Origin of the sequence: Niabella pedocola, assembly GCF_021044425.1 — a bacterium.
GTDB classification, from domain to species: domain Bacteria; phylum Bacteroidota; class Bacteroidia; order Chitinophagales; family Chitinophagaceae; genus Niabella; species Niabella pedocola.
Map to the genome: position 1 here is coordinate 1,225,327 of NZ_JAJNEC010000005.1, position 14,267 is coordinate 1,239,593.

The following is a 14,267-nucleotide window of genomic DNA, read 5'->3' on the forward strand; positions in this document are numbered from 1 at the left end:
TTCTAAAATCTTCGCTCCAGCAACCGGGCTTTTAAGCCGATAACCGCACGCTGCCTTACATCACCGTAAAATTTCCCGCTGACTGTCATTTACAATATTTAAATCCTGGAATCGACGCTTTAACGGCTTTGACTGGTAGCCTCCGGCAAACGAGCCAATTATATATGGCGTTCCGTTGTCATAATCAAAACCGGTATGGGGCCCGCTGTTGACGGATAAGATCTAATCATGATTACCAGATTCTTTGTACCTTCGAATTATGGCTATTTTAAAATTCAGGGTATATTTTGAAGAGGATGACAGTATCTACAGAGATATTGCAGTGCTGCATACCCAAACCTTTTTTGACCTGCACGGAACGATTCTCAAGGCATTTGATTTTGATAATAAACATCAGGCTACTTTTTTCAGGAGTAATGACCAATGGCTGAAAGGCCGTGAAATTACCCTTGAAGTATATTCCGACAGAAATTACAAAGTAGCGCCGCTGTTGATGCGTACAACCACCATCGGCTCTGAAATAAAAAACACCAATCAGCGCTTTACCTATAGCTACGATTTTCAAAAGCATTGGGATTTTCTGCTAGAACTGATCAATGTTTCGAAAGATGGCAGTGCCGCAATAGACTACCCCAAAATCACCCGTACAGAAGGGATCAGCCCCAAACAATATGGTACTAAAGGCCTGCTGGGGGAGAAATTTGCCGATATTGAAGAGAAATATGATCTTACCCGGTCGGCCGAGGGCTTTGGCGAAAAAGGCGAAGACGGAGAAGATGTAGGCGTTGACGAAGGGGAAGGGGCAGAGGATTACAATGATGGGCTGGAAGATTAGTCCCCCTGGTAAAACTGCTCCCTGATGGATGGTGCTCCATTCTCTATTGCTCATGCATTATAGTCCGTTTGCAAATGCTGCTTCACAAAAATGTACTCATTATTATTACAGGGCCTACCGCCGTTGGCAAAACTGCGGTAGCCATTGAAGTGGCCCGGCAACTGGATACGGTAATTCTTTCTGCCGACAGTCGCCAATGCTTTAAAGAGCTGTCGATAGGCGTGGCCCGACCTTCGGAAGCAGAGCTAACGACCGTTCCCCACTATTTTATTGCATCGCACAGCATCCATGAAGCAATGAGCGCTGCAATTTATGAAGCCTACGCATTACAGTTGCTGGAGACCCTCTTCCAACAACATCCGGTGGTAGTGGTTACCGGTGGCACCGGTCTGTATATAAAAGCCCTGCTGGAAGGTTTGGACCCGGTACCAGCCGTTGCAGCCGGCCTCCGGGAGGAGATCGTCAGCGGTTATGAAACCATGGGCATTGACTGGCTGCAGCAGGAACTGCAAAAAAAAGATCCGCTTTTTGCACTATCCGGTGAAATGCAAAATCCGCAGCGGATGATGCGGGCGCTGGAAGTGGTGGAGGCCACCGGCCGGTCGATTCTTGAATTCCAGTCTAAAACCAAACAGCACCGGCCCTTTGATACGATCAATATCGGGCTTGAACTGCCCAGACCCCTGCTTTATGAACGGATCAACCAGCGGGTGATGGGCATGATGGAAGCAGGCCTGGAGGCCGAGGCGAGCAGTCTTTTACCCCTGCGCCAGCTAAATGCCCTGCAAACCGTAGGATACCAGGAACTGTTTCAATATTTTGACGGTGCCCTTAGCCGTGAACAAGCCATCGCCCTTATTCAGCAAAACACCCGGCGTTATGCCAAACGGCAGCTGACCTGGTTTAAAAAACAGCCGGAGTTCCATTGGATGGAAGCCACCGCTTACCCAACTATTTTACCGTTTATAAAATCCAGACTGGCACAAGGGGCAAAATAACATCTCATAATCAAACTTTTAGACAGGCCTGTTGTTAGTACACCTTTTGCAGGAAAAAGCAGTTTAAAGATTTTTTAATACCTGTTTGTTCGTATTTTACCGAACTAACTATAAATTTGCAGTTCGTTTTACAAATTATGGTAGCTACAAAAAAAGAACTCTATCAGGACATGGTCACTTTTTACGGGAACCTTTACGGGCTTCCCCCGTTGAATGCAAAGATCTATGTGTACATGATGATCGATCTGAAAACAGACGGATATACGTTTGACGAACTGCTGGAAAAATTCAACGTGAGCAAGAGCTCATTATCCAACAGCCTGCAAATGCTTGTGCAAAACAAATATGTGGAGTACATCACCCCCATCGATTCGCGCAAGCGGTATTACCGCATCAACCCCAAATTTATGGGGATCCGCTTTGGTAATATCCTTGATAAGCTGGTTCGGGAAAAAGAGCTCATGCAACGGATGGTACAATGCAATAAGCAGGTAAAAAATCCCAACGAACAGGTAATTAAAGGTATCAACCAGTATATAACTATTTTAGACAAGCATATCAAAACAGTAGAAAGCACCGTAAAAAGTTTACACCAATAACCCGAAATCAGGATTTATGAATACAAAGACCCGTATTGCAGCAAGCAGCATCGTTATCCTTCTCCTGGCTGCCTGTGGAGGAAAAAAACAAGCTCCCAACCCCAATGCCGCCAAGCCCTACCCCGTTATTGCCGTACCGGTAAAAACCGTTACCGGCTACAGTGCCTACCCGGCCAGCATCCAGGGGCGTAACAACAATGATGTACGCGCAAAAATATCAGGCTATATTAAAGAGGTACTCGTAGACGAAGGGCAGGCCGTTCGCAAAGGACAGGTACTGTTCCGTTTGGAAACCAATACGCTTTCGCAAACTGCGGATGCGGCTAAAAGCGGCGTGGGTGCCGCAGAAGCCAGTATCAGCACGGCAGAAGCCAATGTGAATGCAGCCCAGGTAGAGGTAAACAAACTGACGCCGCTGGTAGAAAAAAATATCATCAGTAATGTGCAGCTGGAAACGGCAAAAGCCAACCTGCGCTCCGCCCAGAGCCAGTTGGTACAGGCAAGGGCCAACCGCGGACAGGCACAGGCCAACTACCGCAGCGCTGCAGCCAATGTAGAATATTCCATCATCCGCAGCCCTATCGATGGTATCGTAGGCAAGTTGCCCCTGCGGGTAGGTAGCCTGGTGGGGCCCACAGATCCTACCCCGCTTACCACGGTTTCGGATGTAAGCGAGATCTATGCCTACTTTTCAATGAATGAAAAAGAATACCTGAATTTCCTGGAGCAGACACCGGGTCTTACCGTTCCGCAAAAGCTCAACAACATCCCTCCTGTTTCACTTGATCTGGCCAATGGTTCTGAATATGGACAAAAGGGTAAGGTAAAAGCCGTTACCGGCCAGATCGATCCCAATACCGGTACCATCCTGTTCCGGGTATCTTTCCCCAACCAGGGAAGACTGCTGGCAAACGGGAACAGCGGTACCATTAAAATTCCCAAAACCTATACCGATGTGCTGGCCGTTCCGGAAGCAGCCACCTTTGAGCAGCAAGGGATCATTTATGTATATAAAGTGGGCAAAGACACCGTAAACTCAGTAGTGGTGGGCGTTTTGGACCGTATCAATAATATGGCCCTGCTGGGCGGCGGTGTTAACAAGGGTGATACCATCATTGCTGCCGGCGTGGGCGGACTGCGGAACGGTGCTGCCGTTATTCCCCGTCCTGCTGATTTCGATAGTATTACTAACGCCATTAAACCTGTTTTTTAACACATGATTAAAACATTTATCAACCGACCGATCCTGTCTACGGTGATCTCCGTAATACTCGTATTACTGGGGATACTGGGAGTGATTTCCCTTCCCGTAACACAGTATCCAGATATCGCCCCGCCCACGGTAAACGTGCGGGCAACCTATACCGGTGCCAATGCCGAAACCGTACAAAAAAGCGTGATCATTCCTATTGAAGAGCAGGTGAACGGTGTAGAAGGGATGGACTATATCACTTCTACTGCGGGTAATGATGGTAGTGCTACCATTAACGTGTTCTTCAAACAGGGGATCGATCCGGATATTGCCGCGGTAAACGTGCAGAACCGCGTGGCCCGCGCCACACCCCTGCTGCCCGCCGAGGTAACACGTGCAGGTGTGGTTACGCAAAAGCAGCAAACCAGCGCCCTGATGTTCCTTACTTTTTATACCAGCAATAAGGAACTGAACGACGTATTCCTGCAAAACTACCTCGATATTAATGTGATCCCTGGTATTAAACGGATCTACGGGGTGGGTGACGCTACGGTATTCGGAGGAAAATCCTATTCCATGCGCATCTGGCTGGATCCGCAGAAGCTGGCCGCCTATGGTATACAACCCAGCGACGTAACCGCGGCCATCAACAGTCAGAGCCTGGAAGCTGCCGCAGGATCCGTAGGACAAAACAGTGGTAGTGCCTTTGAATACGTGATCAAGTATAAGGGCAAATTCAATGAAAAAGAACAATACGATGACATCATTATTAAATCGCTGGGACAGGGTGAATTTTTACGCCTGAAGGATGTGGCTACCGTAAAACTGGACGCCCTTTCCTATGCCGGTGTGGGCGAAAGCTCCGGCAATCCGGGTATCAGTATGGGGATCTTCCAAACACCGGGGTCCAATGCCCAGCAGATCATCGTAGACATTAAAAAATACCTGGCGGAAACCGAAAAAACATTGCCGCAGGGCATCGGTTATGTGATCAACTATGATACCAATGAATTCCTGGAAGCCTCTATTGAAAAGGTAATTCATACCCTGGTAGAAGCCTTTATCCTGGTGTTTATCGTGGTTTACATCTTCCTGCAGGATTTCCGTTCCACGCTCATTCCGGCCATTGCCGTTCCGGTATCCATTGTAGGAACCTTTTTCTTCCTCAACCTGATGGGCTTTTCACTAAACCTGCTGACCCTGTTTGCCCTGGTACTGGCTATCGGGATCGTGGTGGATGATGCCATCGTGGTAGTGGAGGCCGTCCATGCAAAGATGGATCACGGGGAACGGGATCCCAAAAAAGCTACCCTGGACGCCATGCACGAAATCACAGGGGCCATCATTTCGATTACCCTTGTAATGGCCGCGGTGTTTATTCCGGTAACCTTTATCAGCGGTCCTACCGGTGTGTTCTATAAACAGTTTGGTATTACGCTGATCATCGCCATCCTTATCTCGGCAGTGAATGCGCTTTCGCTCAGCCCGGCACTCTGTGCCCTGCTCCTGCGTCCGCATCCGGAAGGACACGATCATAAAAAGAAAAATTTCCTGCAACGCTTCTTTGCCAGCTTTAACGTTGCGTTTACGGCAATGACCACGCGTTATGGAAAGGCCTTTATCTTCCTGATCCGTCATAAATGGGTTACACTTATCATTCTCCTGGCTTCCATGGGGCTGATCTTCTTCATCAGCAACAAAACCCCTACGGGCTTTGTGCCGGCGGAAGACCGGGGTATTATATTCGGTAACGTGGAGCTGCCCCCCAGTGCCACTATGGACCGTACCTACCAGGCCATGAAAGAGCTCACCGCCAAGGCCTCCAAGATACCCGGTATACAAGGGGTTACCTTTAGTACCGGGCGAAGCCTGATCTCCGGTTCGGGCAGCAACTACGGACTCGCCTTTATCAAACTGGCGCCGTTTAAAGACCGGAACTCCGCAAAGGGGCAAAGTGTGGATGATATCACCAAGCAATTGTTTGGTGTAGGCGCTACCATACCAGATTCAAGGATGATCTTCTTTAGTCCGCCCAGTGTACCTGGTTTTGGTAACAGTGCCGGTTTCCAGCTTTCCTTGCTCAATAAGGGCGGCCAATCGATCAGCGAGCTAGACGCAACAACCCAGCGTTTTATTGGTGAGCTGATGAAGCGGCCGGAGATCCAGTTTGCGCAAACCTCGTTCAACACGAAGTACCCGCAGTATGAAATGGTGATCAATGTACCAAAGGCCAGTGAGGCGGGCGTATCGGTAAGCAGCCTGTTATCTACCATGCAGGGATATATTGGTGGTATTTACGCCGCAGACTTTACAAAGTACGGTAAACAATACCGCGTAATGGTGCAGGCATTGCCCGAAGCAAGGATGGACGCCAACAGCCTGAACTCCTTTTTTATAAAAACAGGAAGCGGCCAAATGGCGCCGGTATCGCAGTTTGTAACACTGGAACGCGTTTACGGTCCACAGTCCGTTACCCGTTTTAACCTGTTCTCTTCTGCCGATCTTACCGGAGCTACCAACCCGGGTTACAGTACCGGGGATGCCATTAAAGCCGTACAGGAAGTAGCACAAACGACGCTCTCCGCCAGCTATGGTATCGATTATTCCGGTTTAACAAGAGAAGAGATCAATGCCGGTTCACAAACACTGATCATCTTTGCGCTGAGTCTTGTATTTGTGTATTTCATTCTCAGTGCCCAGTATGAAAGTTATATCATTCCGCTTACGGTGATCATTTCCTTACCCATGGGGGTAATGGGTGCTTACCTGGGCCAGTGGTTGTTTGGGCTCGAAAACAATATCTACTTCCAGATCGCACTGATCATGCTGGTGGGGCTCCTCGCCAAGAATGCGATCCTGATCGTGGAATTTGGCGTGCAGCGTCGGCATAAGGGCGAAAGCATTCCTATGGCCGCTATCAATGCCGCAAAAGCCCGGTTACGTCCCATCCTGATGACCTCCTTCGCATTTATTGCCGGTATGATGCCCCTGGTATATGCAACCGGTATTGGTGCCATCGGTAACCATTCCATTGCCACCGGTGCGGCCTCAGGCCTGTTGATTGGTACTATCCTGGGATTATTGGTAATACCGGTGCTGTTCGTGATCTTCCAGTGGCTGCAGGAAAGAATACGCCCGGTAAAGATCAACAAAGCTGAAAAATTATCAGAATAATCATTCAACGCAACACCACCGTTTATGCTACGCCCGTAGAGGTAACCGTTATGAAGCAGGCATGCATCGGCGTAACATAAACAGGATAAAAAAACAGATATATGAAATCAAACAATAAGATCCGGATATACAGGGCCCTGCCGGGATTGCTGCTAATGACGATTTTGCTGCAGGCATGTTTTGTGGCAAAACCTTACCAGCGGCCCAGGGACCTGGTTGACGACCGTTATTACCGTACCGACCAGCTCCCGGCAGACACTACTACCATCGCAGATGTTTCGTGGAAGGAACTGTTTACCGATGAAAAACTGGCAGGCTATATCAATAAGGCACTTGAAGAAAACCTGGATATCCGGACGGCCATCCAGCAAATTGCGGCGGCGGAAGCCTATATGAAGCAGGGCAAAGCGGGCTTTTTCCCAACCCTTTCAGCCGGGCCGTCTGTAACGTATCAGACCAACTCACTGAACACACAGCTGGGGCAGCTGGCAGGCGGCCACCGGCTGCACCTGTTCCAGTATGGCATCAGCGGCAATCTTTCCTGGGAAGCCGATATCTGGGGCAAGATCAAAAGCAATAAAGAAGCGGCCGTTGCAAATTTCCTGAAATCACAGGCAGCGCATCAGGCTGTAAAATCAGACCTCATCGCTGCAATCGCAGATACCTACTACCAGCTGATGTCGCTGGATGAGCAGAAAAAGATCACAGAAGAAACCATCCGTTACCGCGAGCAGAACCTGGAAACCACAAAGGCGCTCAAAAACGCGGGGAGTCTTACCCAGGTGGCCGTGAAACAAAGTGAGGCACTGCTCCTGAATTCAAGAGGCATCCTGGTGAACCTGGACAACAGTATCAAACTGATGGAGAATTACTTTTGCATGCTCCTGAGTATTCCACCCCAACCCATTGAACGGAATACGCTGGATCAGCAACAGATCAACACGCCCCTGGCCATCGGCGTTCCGGTACAGTTGCTCACCAACCGGCCGGATGTAAAAGAAGCTGAGTTTGGTTATATGAATGCCTATCATATGACCAATGCTGCAAAGGCAGCATTTTACCCTTCGTTAACGCTCAGTGCCAGCGGCGGACTGCAAAGTGTAGACTTTGACCGGCTCTTTAGTGTAAGCTCCCTTTTTGCAACCGCAACCGGGTCATTGCTGCAGCCGGTGCTGAACAAACGCCAGATCCGTACCCAATACGAAGTATCACAGGCGAATCAGCAAATCGCTTACAACGGTTATAAAAAAACGATCTTAAACGCAGCAAAAGAGGTATCGGATGCCCTGTTCAGCTACGATGCCCAGCAAAAGCTCATTAATTTTAAGAAACAGGAGTTTCAGCAATATGACTCTGCTACGCAGTACTCCCAGGAGCTTGTAAACAACGGTATGGGTAACTACCTGGATGTGATTACCGCCATGACCAATAAATTACAGGCAGAGCTGAATTATGTAGACGCCAAATATGGCAAACTGAATGCCGTAATTCAATTGTATAAAGCATTGGGGGGCGGCTGGCGATAAACCGGCCGGAACCTGGAGGGGCTGTATCAAAGCGAAGTCGCCGGTTGTTGATACAGTCCCTTTTTTTATTCCATAACGGGAATGCACGCACTTGCCGTATTTCTTAAAAAAACATGGCCTATATTTACATTTCAAAAAATAACAATGACAGAACAGGATCCCCATTCCATCTTTGAAACCGAACCCGATCCGGAAATGGATCGTCAGCTGCTGGCCCTCAGCCGGTGGACGCGGTTGATTAGCGTGATCGGCTTCAGTACGGGTGCATTTGTGGTGGCCATGATGCTGGTAAACGGTGCCATGATTTTAAAATCGCTTGAAAGCGTTCTCCCGGTAAAGGCAGAAGGAACATATGGTGCGCTGATTGTGGTGTTCTTTATCTTCTTTTTTATAACAGCAACCATCCTGTATTTTCTTTATAAAGCGGCCAGCAGCATCAAAGCAGGTGTATTGCAAAAAAACACAACCCTGCTTGCAGAAGGATTTTCCAATTTTCATCGTTTTTTTATTGCCATGGCCATCCTTTCGGGGATCAGCCTCCTTGCAAATATTTCAACACTGTTTCAATGAACCAACCGGAACAAGATCAAAGCCCGTCATTTATACCGCTTGATGTTTATACAAAAAGCAAGATCAGCAGTACTGCAAAGGTCGCGGGAACCGTTGCCATTCTTTCCATTTCGGGAACCATCATCAGCCTGATTGCTTACATCACCAAACCCTCTGTAAGAACGGGACTGGCGAAAGAAGGATTCGATGATGCCACACTACAAATGGCAACGCAGGGCTCTGTAGTTTTTGTTGCATTTTCCGTAATTGTAAGCGCCGTACTTTTTTATATGCTTTACAGCTTTGCAAAATTTGCGCAGAAGGGGCTTGCAACCGATGACCGCCGCAGCCTCAACAAAGGGCTGTTTCACCTGGCTACTTACTTTAAAGTGATTGCCATCATTTTTTTATGCGCTCTGGCCTTCCTGTTCTTATCGGTTCTGATGATGATGCTGGGAGCGGCTGCTTAAACCAATTGGCGGGTAGAAAGGTAATTGTAATCTTCCAGCAGCTTATCTAAAAACTGGTAGGGTTCCATATCCGTTTCAATCTCCAGGTACTGTTTCACCCGGTCGGCAGCCGCCCTTAATGATTCGTACCGGTGCGTTTTATGCGCATTGTCCAGCAGGTTTTTAATGATGTTCAGATCCCTGTCGGAAATATGCATTACCTGTGGAAAAACGGGTATATAATCTTCGCTCACTTCCCGGAAAATTGTAGCCGAAAGGTCCTGCTGCCGGTTCGTCCGGATCAGGATCGTATGCGCCAGCAGGTCGCCGATACGCTGGGATCTTTTTGAAGAGGCCACCAGCACAATATCCGTTACCAGAAATCCGAGCGCCAGCAGTAACATAAAAAAAGTTTGCAGGTTGGTGCCATCGCTCAAACTCAACAGCAGCGCCAGGATGAGCACCATCCAAAGATCAGAAACCCGCAGCAGCCACCGGATCAGGAACTGGCTGATACTGGCCTTACCACCCTTATCGTTTACCACCCGCAGCTTCATTATTTTTTTACCCACGCTTTGTCCGTTGGTGGTTACCTCCATAATGACGTGGTATAAAAAAACCGGGGCAATGGCCAGCAATTGAAGCGCCCATAAATTATGCTGTGCATCCTCATCCCAGGTATTTGCCGGACCTGTTATTTTACCAATCAGCCATAAGGCCGTAATCAGATAACAGATCTCCACCGCCATATCAATGAGCAGGGAAGCCAGCCGTCTTCCAAAACTGGGTACTTCAAAAGCCACATCAATATTAAAAGAAGTAGGAATGCTGATTACCGGCATGGAGCAAGTGTTTATCTGGCAAAATACGTTTTAATTATTATATGCCCCACGATTATTTACCCGGCAGGATTGATCTTCTTAAATAAAAATTGTATTTTGGCAAAAATCTTTTGCTTGAGAGAAGCACTGTTTATTAAAAAGAACAAAGACCGCTGGCTGAAAAACCAACAGGAACCTCCGGGAACACCCGATGAGCAGGCCCGCTCTTTTACACAGCTGGTAGATGACCTGGCTTATGCCAAAACTTTTTATCCCACCAGCAAAACCACACAGTACCTGAATAAGCAGGCATCCGACATGTACCTGGGTATTTACCAGAACCATAAGGAAGAATCCAGCCGGATCGGGTATTTCTGGAAATATGAGCTTCCGCTGGTCATTTATAAACAACGTAAGGCTGTTCTGTTTGCCTTTGTATTGTTCACGGTCTTTTTCCTGCTGGCTTTTTTTATAGCGGCCAAGGACCCGGAACTGGCCAATAATTTTTTTGGCGATAACTATGTGCAAAAAACCCTGGACAATATCGCGGATGGAAACCCCTTTGGCATTTATGAAACCGGCAACCCGGTATTAAGCTGGCTGGGCATTATGATCAACAATATCCGGGTTGCCTTCTTCTTTTTTGTTTCCGGTATTTTTTGCGGCGTTCCCACCATGTATAAACTGGCCGAAACAGGCGCCATGATCGGTATTTTTGATCAGTTATTTGCCTCAAAAGGACTGGGCATTCAATTCTGGCTTGTTGTGTTCGTGCACGGTACGCTGGAGATCACGGCCATTATCCTGGCCGGTGCAGCCGGTTTTGTTTTGGGAAAAAGTTTCCTGTTCCCGGGTACTAAAAAGCGGATGGAGGCGTTTGGAGAAGGTGCAAAAGATGGTGTTAAGATCATGATCGGCATTTTACCGGCGTTTATCATTGCCGCCTTTTTTGAAGGACTTTTTACACGGCTCTATAATAACGCATCCTGGTTTACCACGTTACTAACGGCGGCTTCCGTTCTTTTTGTGATCTGGTATTTTATCATCTATCCGGTTCAATTGTTCCGCAGAGGCATCCGAATCGCAAAGGAGGGCAGCGCCGGTGATGTATAACCTTGTAAAGACGATATGCCGTTTGGCCTGCCTCGGACTGCTGCTATGCAGCACCCCTTGTATTGCACAGCAGGAAGCAGACACGGTGGTAACCGTATTGGAGCCACCGCAGGGCAGTGATGCCCATGCAGAAGCGGCGGACAGTGAAGGTACCGCATCCTTCGACCCGGTAGAAGGATTTGAAAACGAACAGTCCGTCATTCGCCCGATGCCCGGCGACTTCACGCGCAAGCTGCAGGAAGACGAGGCCTTTCACTATGTAAAAACCGGTCTGAAGCCTGCCAGGGATCAACAGGAAGCAACCAACGCTCCGCACCGGCGCTCCGGCACCTGGGCCGTGTTTTTTGAGGTACTCCCTTATATAGCCGTTGCCGTTTTTATAATACTACTTGCATGGTACCTGGCATCAAATAACTTTATCCTGTTCCGTAAAAAAAGTACCGCACTCGAAACACCGGTGATCAAAGATGCGCCGCAGGACATTTTCTCTATCGATTATACGGCATCCATCCGCCAGGCCTTACAACAAAAAAACTACCGGCTGGCCATCCGCCTGCAATACCTGGAACTTTTAAAAAAACTTTCCGACCGGCAGCTGATCCATTTTTTACCCGATAAAACAAATATTGAATACCTGCTTCAGATGCGTTCCAGCAATTACTACGATGATTTTTTTACTGCCACACGCCATTATGAATACAGCTGGTACGGCTTGTTTGATGTTACCGAAAATATGTATCAGAAAATAAACAACACCTTCCAGCAACTCAAACAAAAACTATAATCATTATTGATCGCTTGAAAAAATACGCTCCATATCTCTTGCTGCTTTTGCTGGTTGGCGCCGTCTTTTTCCTGTTTGTACGCCCCGGAAAAAAGACTGCCAAGCCGGTCAGCACTTTTGTTTCCTTAAAAAAAGAAGACAAGAATCCCTATGGCACTTACGTAGCACACCAGGGTATAAAACGTTTTTTTCCCGAAGCCCGCCTCCTTTCGAATACAAAAAACTTCTTGCAGGACACCCTTTTAAACCAGGGAACGCCGGGGCAGCTTTTCATCAGCATCGGGCCTCAATTTGGCATTTCCACTTATGAGCTGGATGCCTTGATCAGTTTTATTGAAGAAGGTAATACGGCATTTATCAGTTGTTTCCGCGCCGGTGAAGCGCTGGAAAACCTGATCGACGGCCGGGCCAGTGTGGGGCCCATACGATCCTACCCTTTTGCCGACTACGGGCCCGACACCATGCAGGTGGAACTGGACGCCGGCCCCTTTCCCAAAAACTATACGGCCAGTTATCCCGGCGTGGCATTGGAAGGCTATTTTGTAAGAACGGACAAAAGCACCACCCGTATCCTTGGGAGGGGGCATGAAGGCCGGGCCAACTTCATCCAGCTAAAAAAAGGAAAAGGCCGGTTATTCCTGCATCTTTCGCCGTTAAGTTTCAGCAATTACTTCCTGTTGTATCAAAACAATATCGAATATTTCAGCCAGGTATTTTCAATGATCCCCCGCAATACCCATACCATCATATGGGATGAATATTACCGCAAGCGGAGTTATGACAGCGACAATAAAAATAGTTGGTTTGCGTCCATTATGCAGCAACAGGCATTCCGCAGCGGGATCCTGCTGGCCCTTGCCCTGCTCCTGATCTTCGCGTTGCTGGAAATGCGGCGTCGGCAGCGCATTATTCCCCGGGTAGAGCCGCTGAAAAACGACACCCTGGATTTCGTAAAAACAATGGGCTTACTGTATTATGAGAAGAAAGATAATGTGAACCTGGCTCAAAAAATGAGTGCTTATTTCCTGGAGCATCTGCGGAATAAATATCATATCTTTTCAAAAGAGCTGGATGAAGCCTTTATCCGGGAAGTAAGTGATAAAAGCGGAGCCGATACATCGCTGGTAACGGCAATTGTTTATCAGATCAAACAGGTGGGCAATGAAGGCGTCATTTCGGATACCGACCTGATCCAGTTACAGACAAACATTGAAAAATTTTACAAGAGCGTTTAAAAATAACAGAATGGAAGAACCGATTTTTGAAAACCGTGTCAATCTCAGCGACCTTAACCAGGCAGTCATAAAGATCACTGATGAAATTAAAAAGATCATTATTGGTCAGGACGAAATGGTCAGGCTGATCATTACCGCACTGCTGGCCGATGGGCATGTGCTCATACAGGGGGTGCCGGGCGTTGCCAAAACGCTTACCGCCAAACTGGTTGCCCGTGCTGTAAATGCCGTTTTTTCGCGTATCCAGTTTACACCGGACCTGATGCCTTCCGATGTGATCGGCACGCCGGTATTTAATCCGGCAGACGTTCGCTTTGAGTTCAAGAAAGGCCCCGTGTTTGGTAATATTGTATTGGTAGACGAGATCAACCGCGCCCCCGCCAAAACGCAGGCGGCATTGCTGGAAGTAATGGAAGAACGGCAGGTTTCTGTAGATGGCAAAACCTATACCATGGATGCGCCCTTTATGGTCATTGCCACGCAAAACCCCATTGAGCAGGAAGGTACCTATCGCCTGCCCGAAGCCCAGCTGGATCGCTTTCTTTTTAAAATTGAAGTGCCTTATCCCACCGAAGAAGAAGAGTTGCAGATCCTCAGCCGCTTTCATGAATTGGGCAACCACAGCCCGCTGAACAGCATCCGGCAGGCGCTAACAGGCGCAGAGATCAATGCACTCCGGCAACAGGTAAAAGCGATCGTCATCGAAGAAAAACTCCTGGGTTTTATTGCAAAACTGGTACATCAAACGCGGAACAACAAAGCGATCTACCTGGGTGCCTCACCGCGTGCCTCCCTGTCGATTATGAATGCCTCCAAGGCAATGGCGGCCATCAGCGGCCGGGATTTTGTTACCCCGGATGATGTGTTGGCGGTAGCAGCCCCCGTTTTAAGACACCGCATCATCCTTTCACCCGAAAAAGAAATGGAAGGTATTACCGAGAACGAGATCATTAAGCAAATGATCAACGGGCTGGAAATACCGAGATAACGAA

General features: G+C 48.2%; 13 protein-coding genes. 12 read left to right on the forward strand and 1 reads right to left on the reverse strand.

Going from position 1 to position 14,267, the window contains the following annotated elements; genetic code table 11:
• Positions 1-259: 259 nt before the first annotated feature.
• The 8 genes from LQ567_RS12735 to LQ567_RS12770 all read left to right on the forward strand — a co-directional run bounded on the left by LQ567_RS12735 (position 260) and on the right by LQ567_RS12770 (position 9,343).
• Complete coding sequence (locus tag LQ567_RS12735) at positions 260-835, forward strand: plasmid pRiA4b ORF-3 family protein (protein WP_231004895.1); 576 nt, start codon at positions 260-262, stop codon at positions 833-835.
• A gap of 74 nt (positions 836-909) precedes the next feature.
• Positions 910-1,833, forward strand: coding sequence for a tRNA (adenosine(37)-N6)-dimethylallyltransferase MiaA (gene miaA, locus LQ567_RS12740; RefSeq protein WP_231004896.1), 924 nt, complete (start codon positions 910-912; stop codon positions 1,831-1,833).
• 137 nt (positions 1,834-1,970) lie between these two features.
• Positions 1,971-2,432 carry a GbsR/MarR family transcriptional regulator gene (locus LQ567_RS12745; protein WP_231004897.1) on the forward strand — a complete coding sequence of 154 codons (462 nt, stop codon included), beginning with the start codon at positions 1,971-1,973 and terminating at the stop codon, positions 2,430-2,432.
• 16 nt (positions 2,433-2,448) lie between these two features.
• Positions 2,449-3,645, forward strand: a complete 1,197-nt coding sequence (locus tag LQ567_RS12750) for an efflux RND transporter periplasmic adaptor subunit (protein ID WP_231004898.1) — start codon at positions 2,449-2,451, stop codon at positions 3,643-3,645.
• A 3-nt stretch (positions 3,646-3,648) separates the two neighbouring features.
• On the forward strand, positions 3,649-6,798 hold the full coding sequence (locus LQ567_RS12755) for an efflux RND transporter permease subunit (protein ID WP_231004899.1): 3,150 nt from the start codon (positions 3,649-3,651) through the stop codon (positions 6,796-6,798).
• 101 nt (positions 6,799-6,899) lie between these two features.
• Positions 6,900-8,324 carry an efflux transporter outer membrane subunit gene (locus tag LQ567_RS12760; RefSeq protein WP_231004900.1) on the forward strand — a complete coding sequence of 475 codons (1,425 nt, stop codon included), beginning with the start codon at positions 6,900-6,902 and terminating at the stop codon, positions 8,322-8,324.
• Positions 8,325-8,468: 144 nt separating this feature from the next.
• Positions 8,469-8,894, forward strand: a complete 426-nt coding sequence (locus LQ567_RS12765) for a hypothetical protein (protein ID WP_231004901.1) — start codon at positions 8,469-8,471, stop codon at positions 8,892-8,894.
• A complete protein-coding gene (locus LQ567_RS12770) occupies positions 8,891-9,343 on the forward strand; it encodes a DUF5362 family protein (RefSeq protein ID WP_231004902.1) in 453 nt (150 codons plus the stop codon). The genes LQ567_RS12765 and LQ567_RS12770 overlap by 4 nt, the downstream gene beginning before the upstream one ends.
• On the opposite strand, the gene LQ567_RS12775 is transcribed toward LQ567_RS12770, so the two are convergent.
• The gene (locus LQ567_RS12775; RefSeq protein ID WP_231004903.1) at positions 9,340-10,164 is read right to left on the reverse strand and encodes an RDD family protein; all 825 of its coding nucleotides are present in this window, start codon (positions 10,162-10,164) and stop codon (positions 9,340-9,342) included. The genes LQ567_RS12770 and LQ567_RS12775 overlap by 4 nt on opposite strands.
• 114 nt (positions 10,165-10,278) lie before the next feature.
• On the opposite strand from LQ567_RS12775, the gene LQ567_RS12780 reads away from it, so the two are divergent.
• The 4 genes from LQ567_RS12780 to LQ567_RS12795 are packed head-to-tail and all read left to right on the forward strand — an operon-like array spanning position 10,279 to position 14,263.
• Positions 10,279-11,256 (forward strand): stage II sporulation protein M, encoded by a 978-nt coding sequence (locus LQ567_RS12780; RefSeq protein WP_231004904.1) that lies wholly within the window; start codon positions 10,279-10,281, stop codon positions 11,254-11,256.
• A gap of 22 nt (positions 11,257-11,278) precedes the next feature.
• On the forward strand, positions 11,279-12,040 hold the full coding sequence (locus tag LQ567_RS12785) for a hypothetical protein (RefSeq protein ID WP_231004905.1): 762 nt from the start codon (positions 11,279-11,281) through the stop codon (positions 12,038-12,040).
• A 14-nt stretch (positions 12,041-12,054) separates the two neighbouring features.
• On the forward strand, positions 12,055-13,275 hold the full coding sequence (locus LQ567_RS12790; protein ID WP_231004906.1) for a DUF4350 domain-containing protein: 1,221 nt from the start codon (positions 12,055-12,057) through the stop codon (positions 13,273-13,275).
• Positions 13,276-13,285: 10 nt separating this feature from the next.
• Positions 13,286-14,263 carry an AAA family ATPase gene (locus LQ567_RS12795; RefSeq protein ID WP_231004907.1) on the forward strand — a complete coding sequence of 326 codons (978 nt, stop codon included), beginning with the start codon at positions 13,286-13,288 and terminating at the stop codon, positions 14,261-14,263.
• Positions 14,264-14,267 lie beyond the last annotated feature (4 nt).

Excerpts from the sequence above, each read along its gene's own strand:
- LQ567_RS12735 (WP_231004895.1), top strand. The coding sequence starts at position 260 with ATGGCTATTTTAAAATTCAGGGTATATTTTGAAGAGGATGACAGTATC.
- miaA (WP_231004896.1), top strand. The coding sequence starts at position 910 with ATGCTGCTTCACAAAAATGTACTCATTATTATTACAGGGCCTACCGCC.
- LQ567_RS12745 (WP_231004897.1), top strand. The coding sequence starts at position 1,971 with ATGGTAGCTACAAAAAAAGAACTCTATCAGGACATGGTCACTTTTTAC.
- LQ567_RS12750 (WP_231004898.1), top strand. The coding sequence starts at position 2,449 with ATGAATACAAAGACCCGTATTGCAGCAAGCAGCATCGTTATCCTTCTC.
- LQ567_RS12755 (WP_231004899.1), top strand. The coding sequence starts at position 3,649 with ATGATTAAAACATTTATCAACCGACCGATCCTGTCTACGGTGATCTCC.
- LQ567_RS12760 (WP_231004900.1), top strand. The coding sequence starts at position 6,900 with ATGAAATCAAACAATAAGATCCGGATATACAGGGCCCTGCCGGGATTG.
- LQ567_RS12765 (WP_231004901.1), top strand. The coding sequence starts at position 8,469 with ATGACAGAACAGGATCCCCATTCCATCTTTGAAACCGAACCCGATCCG.
- LQ567_RS12770 (WP_231004902.1), top strand. The coding sequence starts at position 8,891 with ATGAACCAACCGGAACAAGATCAAAGCCCGTCATTTATACCGCTTGAT.
- LQ567_RS12775 (WP_231004903.1), bottom strand. The coding sequence starts at position 10,164 with ATGCCGGTAATCAGCATTCCTACTTCTTTTAATATTGATGTGGCTTTT.
- LQ567_RS12795 (WP_231004907.1), top strand. The coding sequence starts at position 13,286 with ATGGAAGAACCGATTTTTGAAAACCGTGTCAATCTCAGCGACCTTAAC.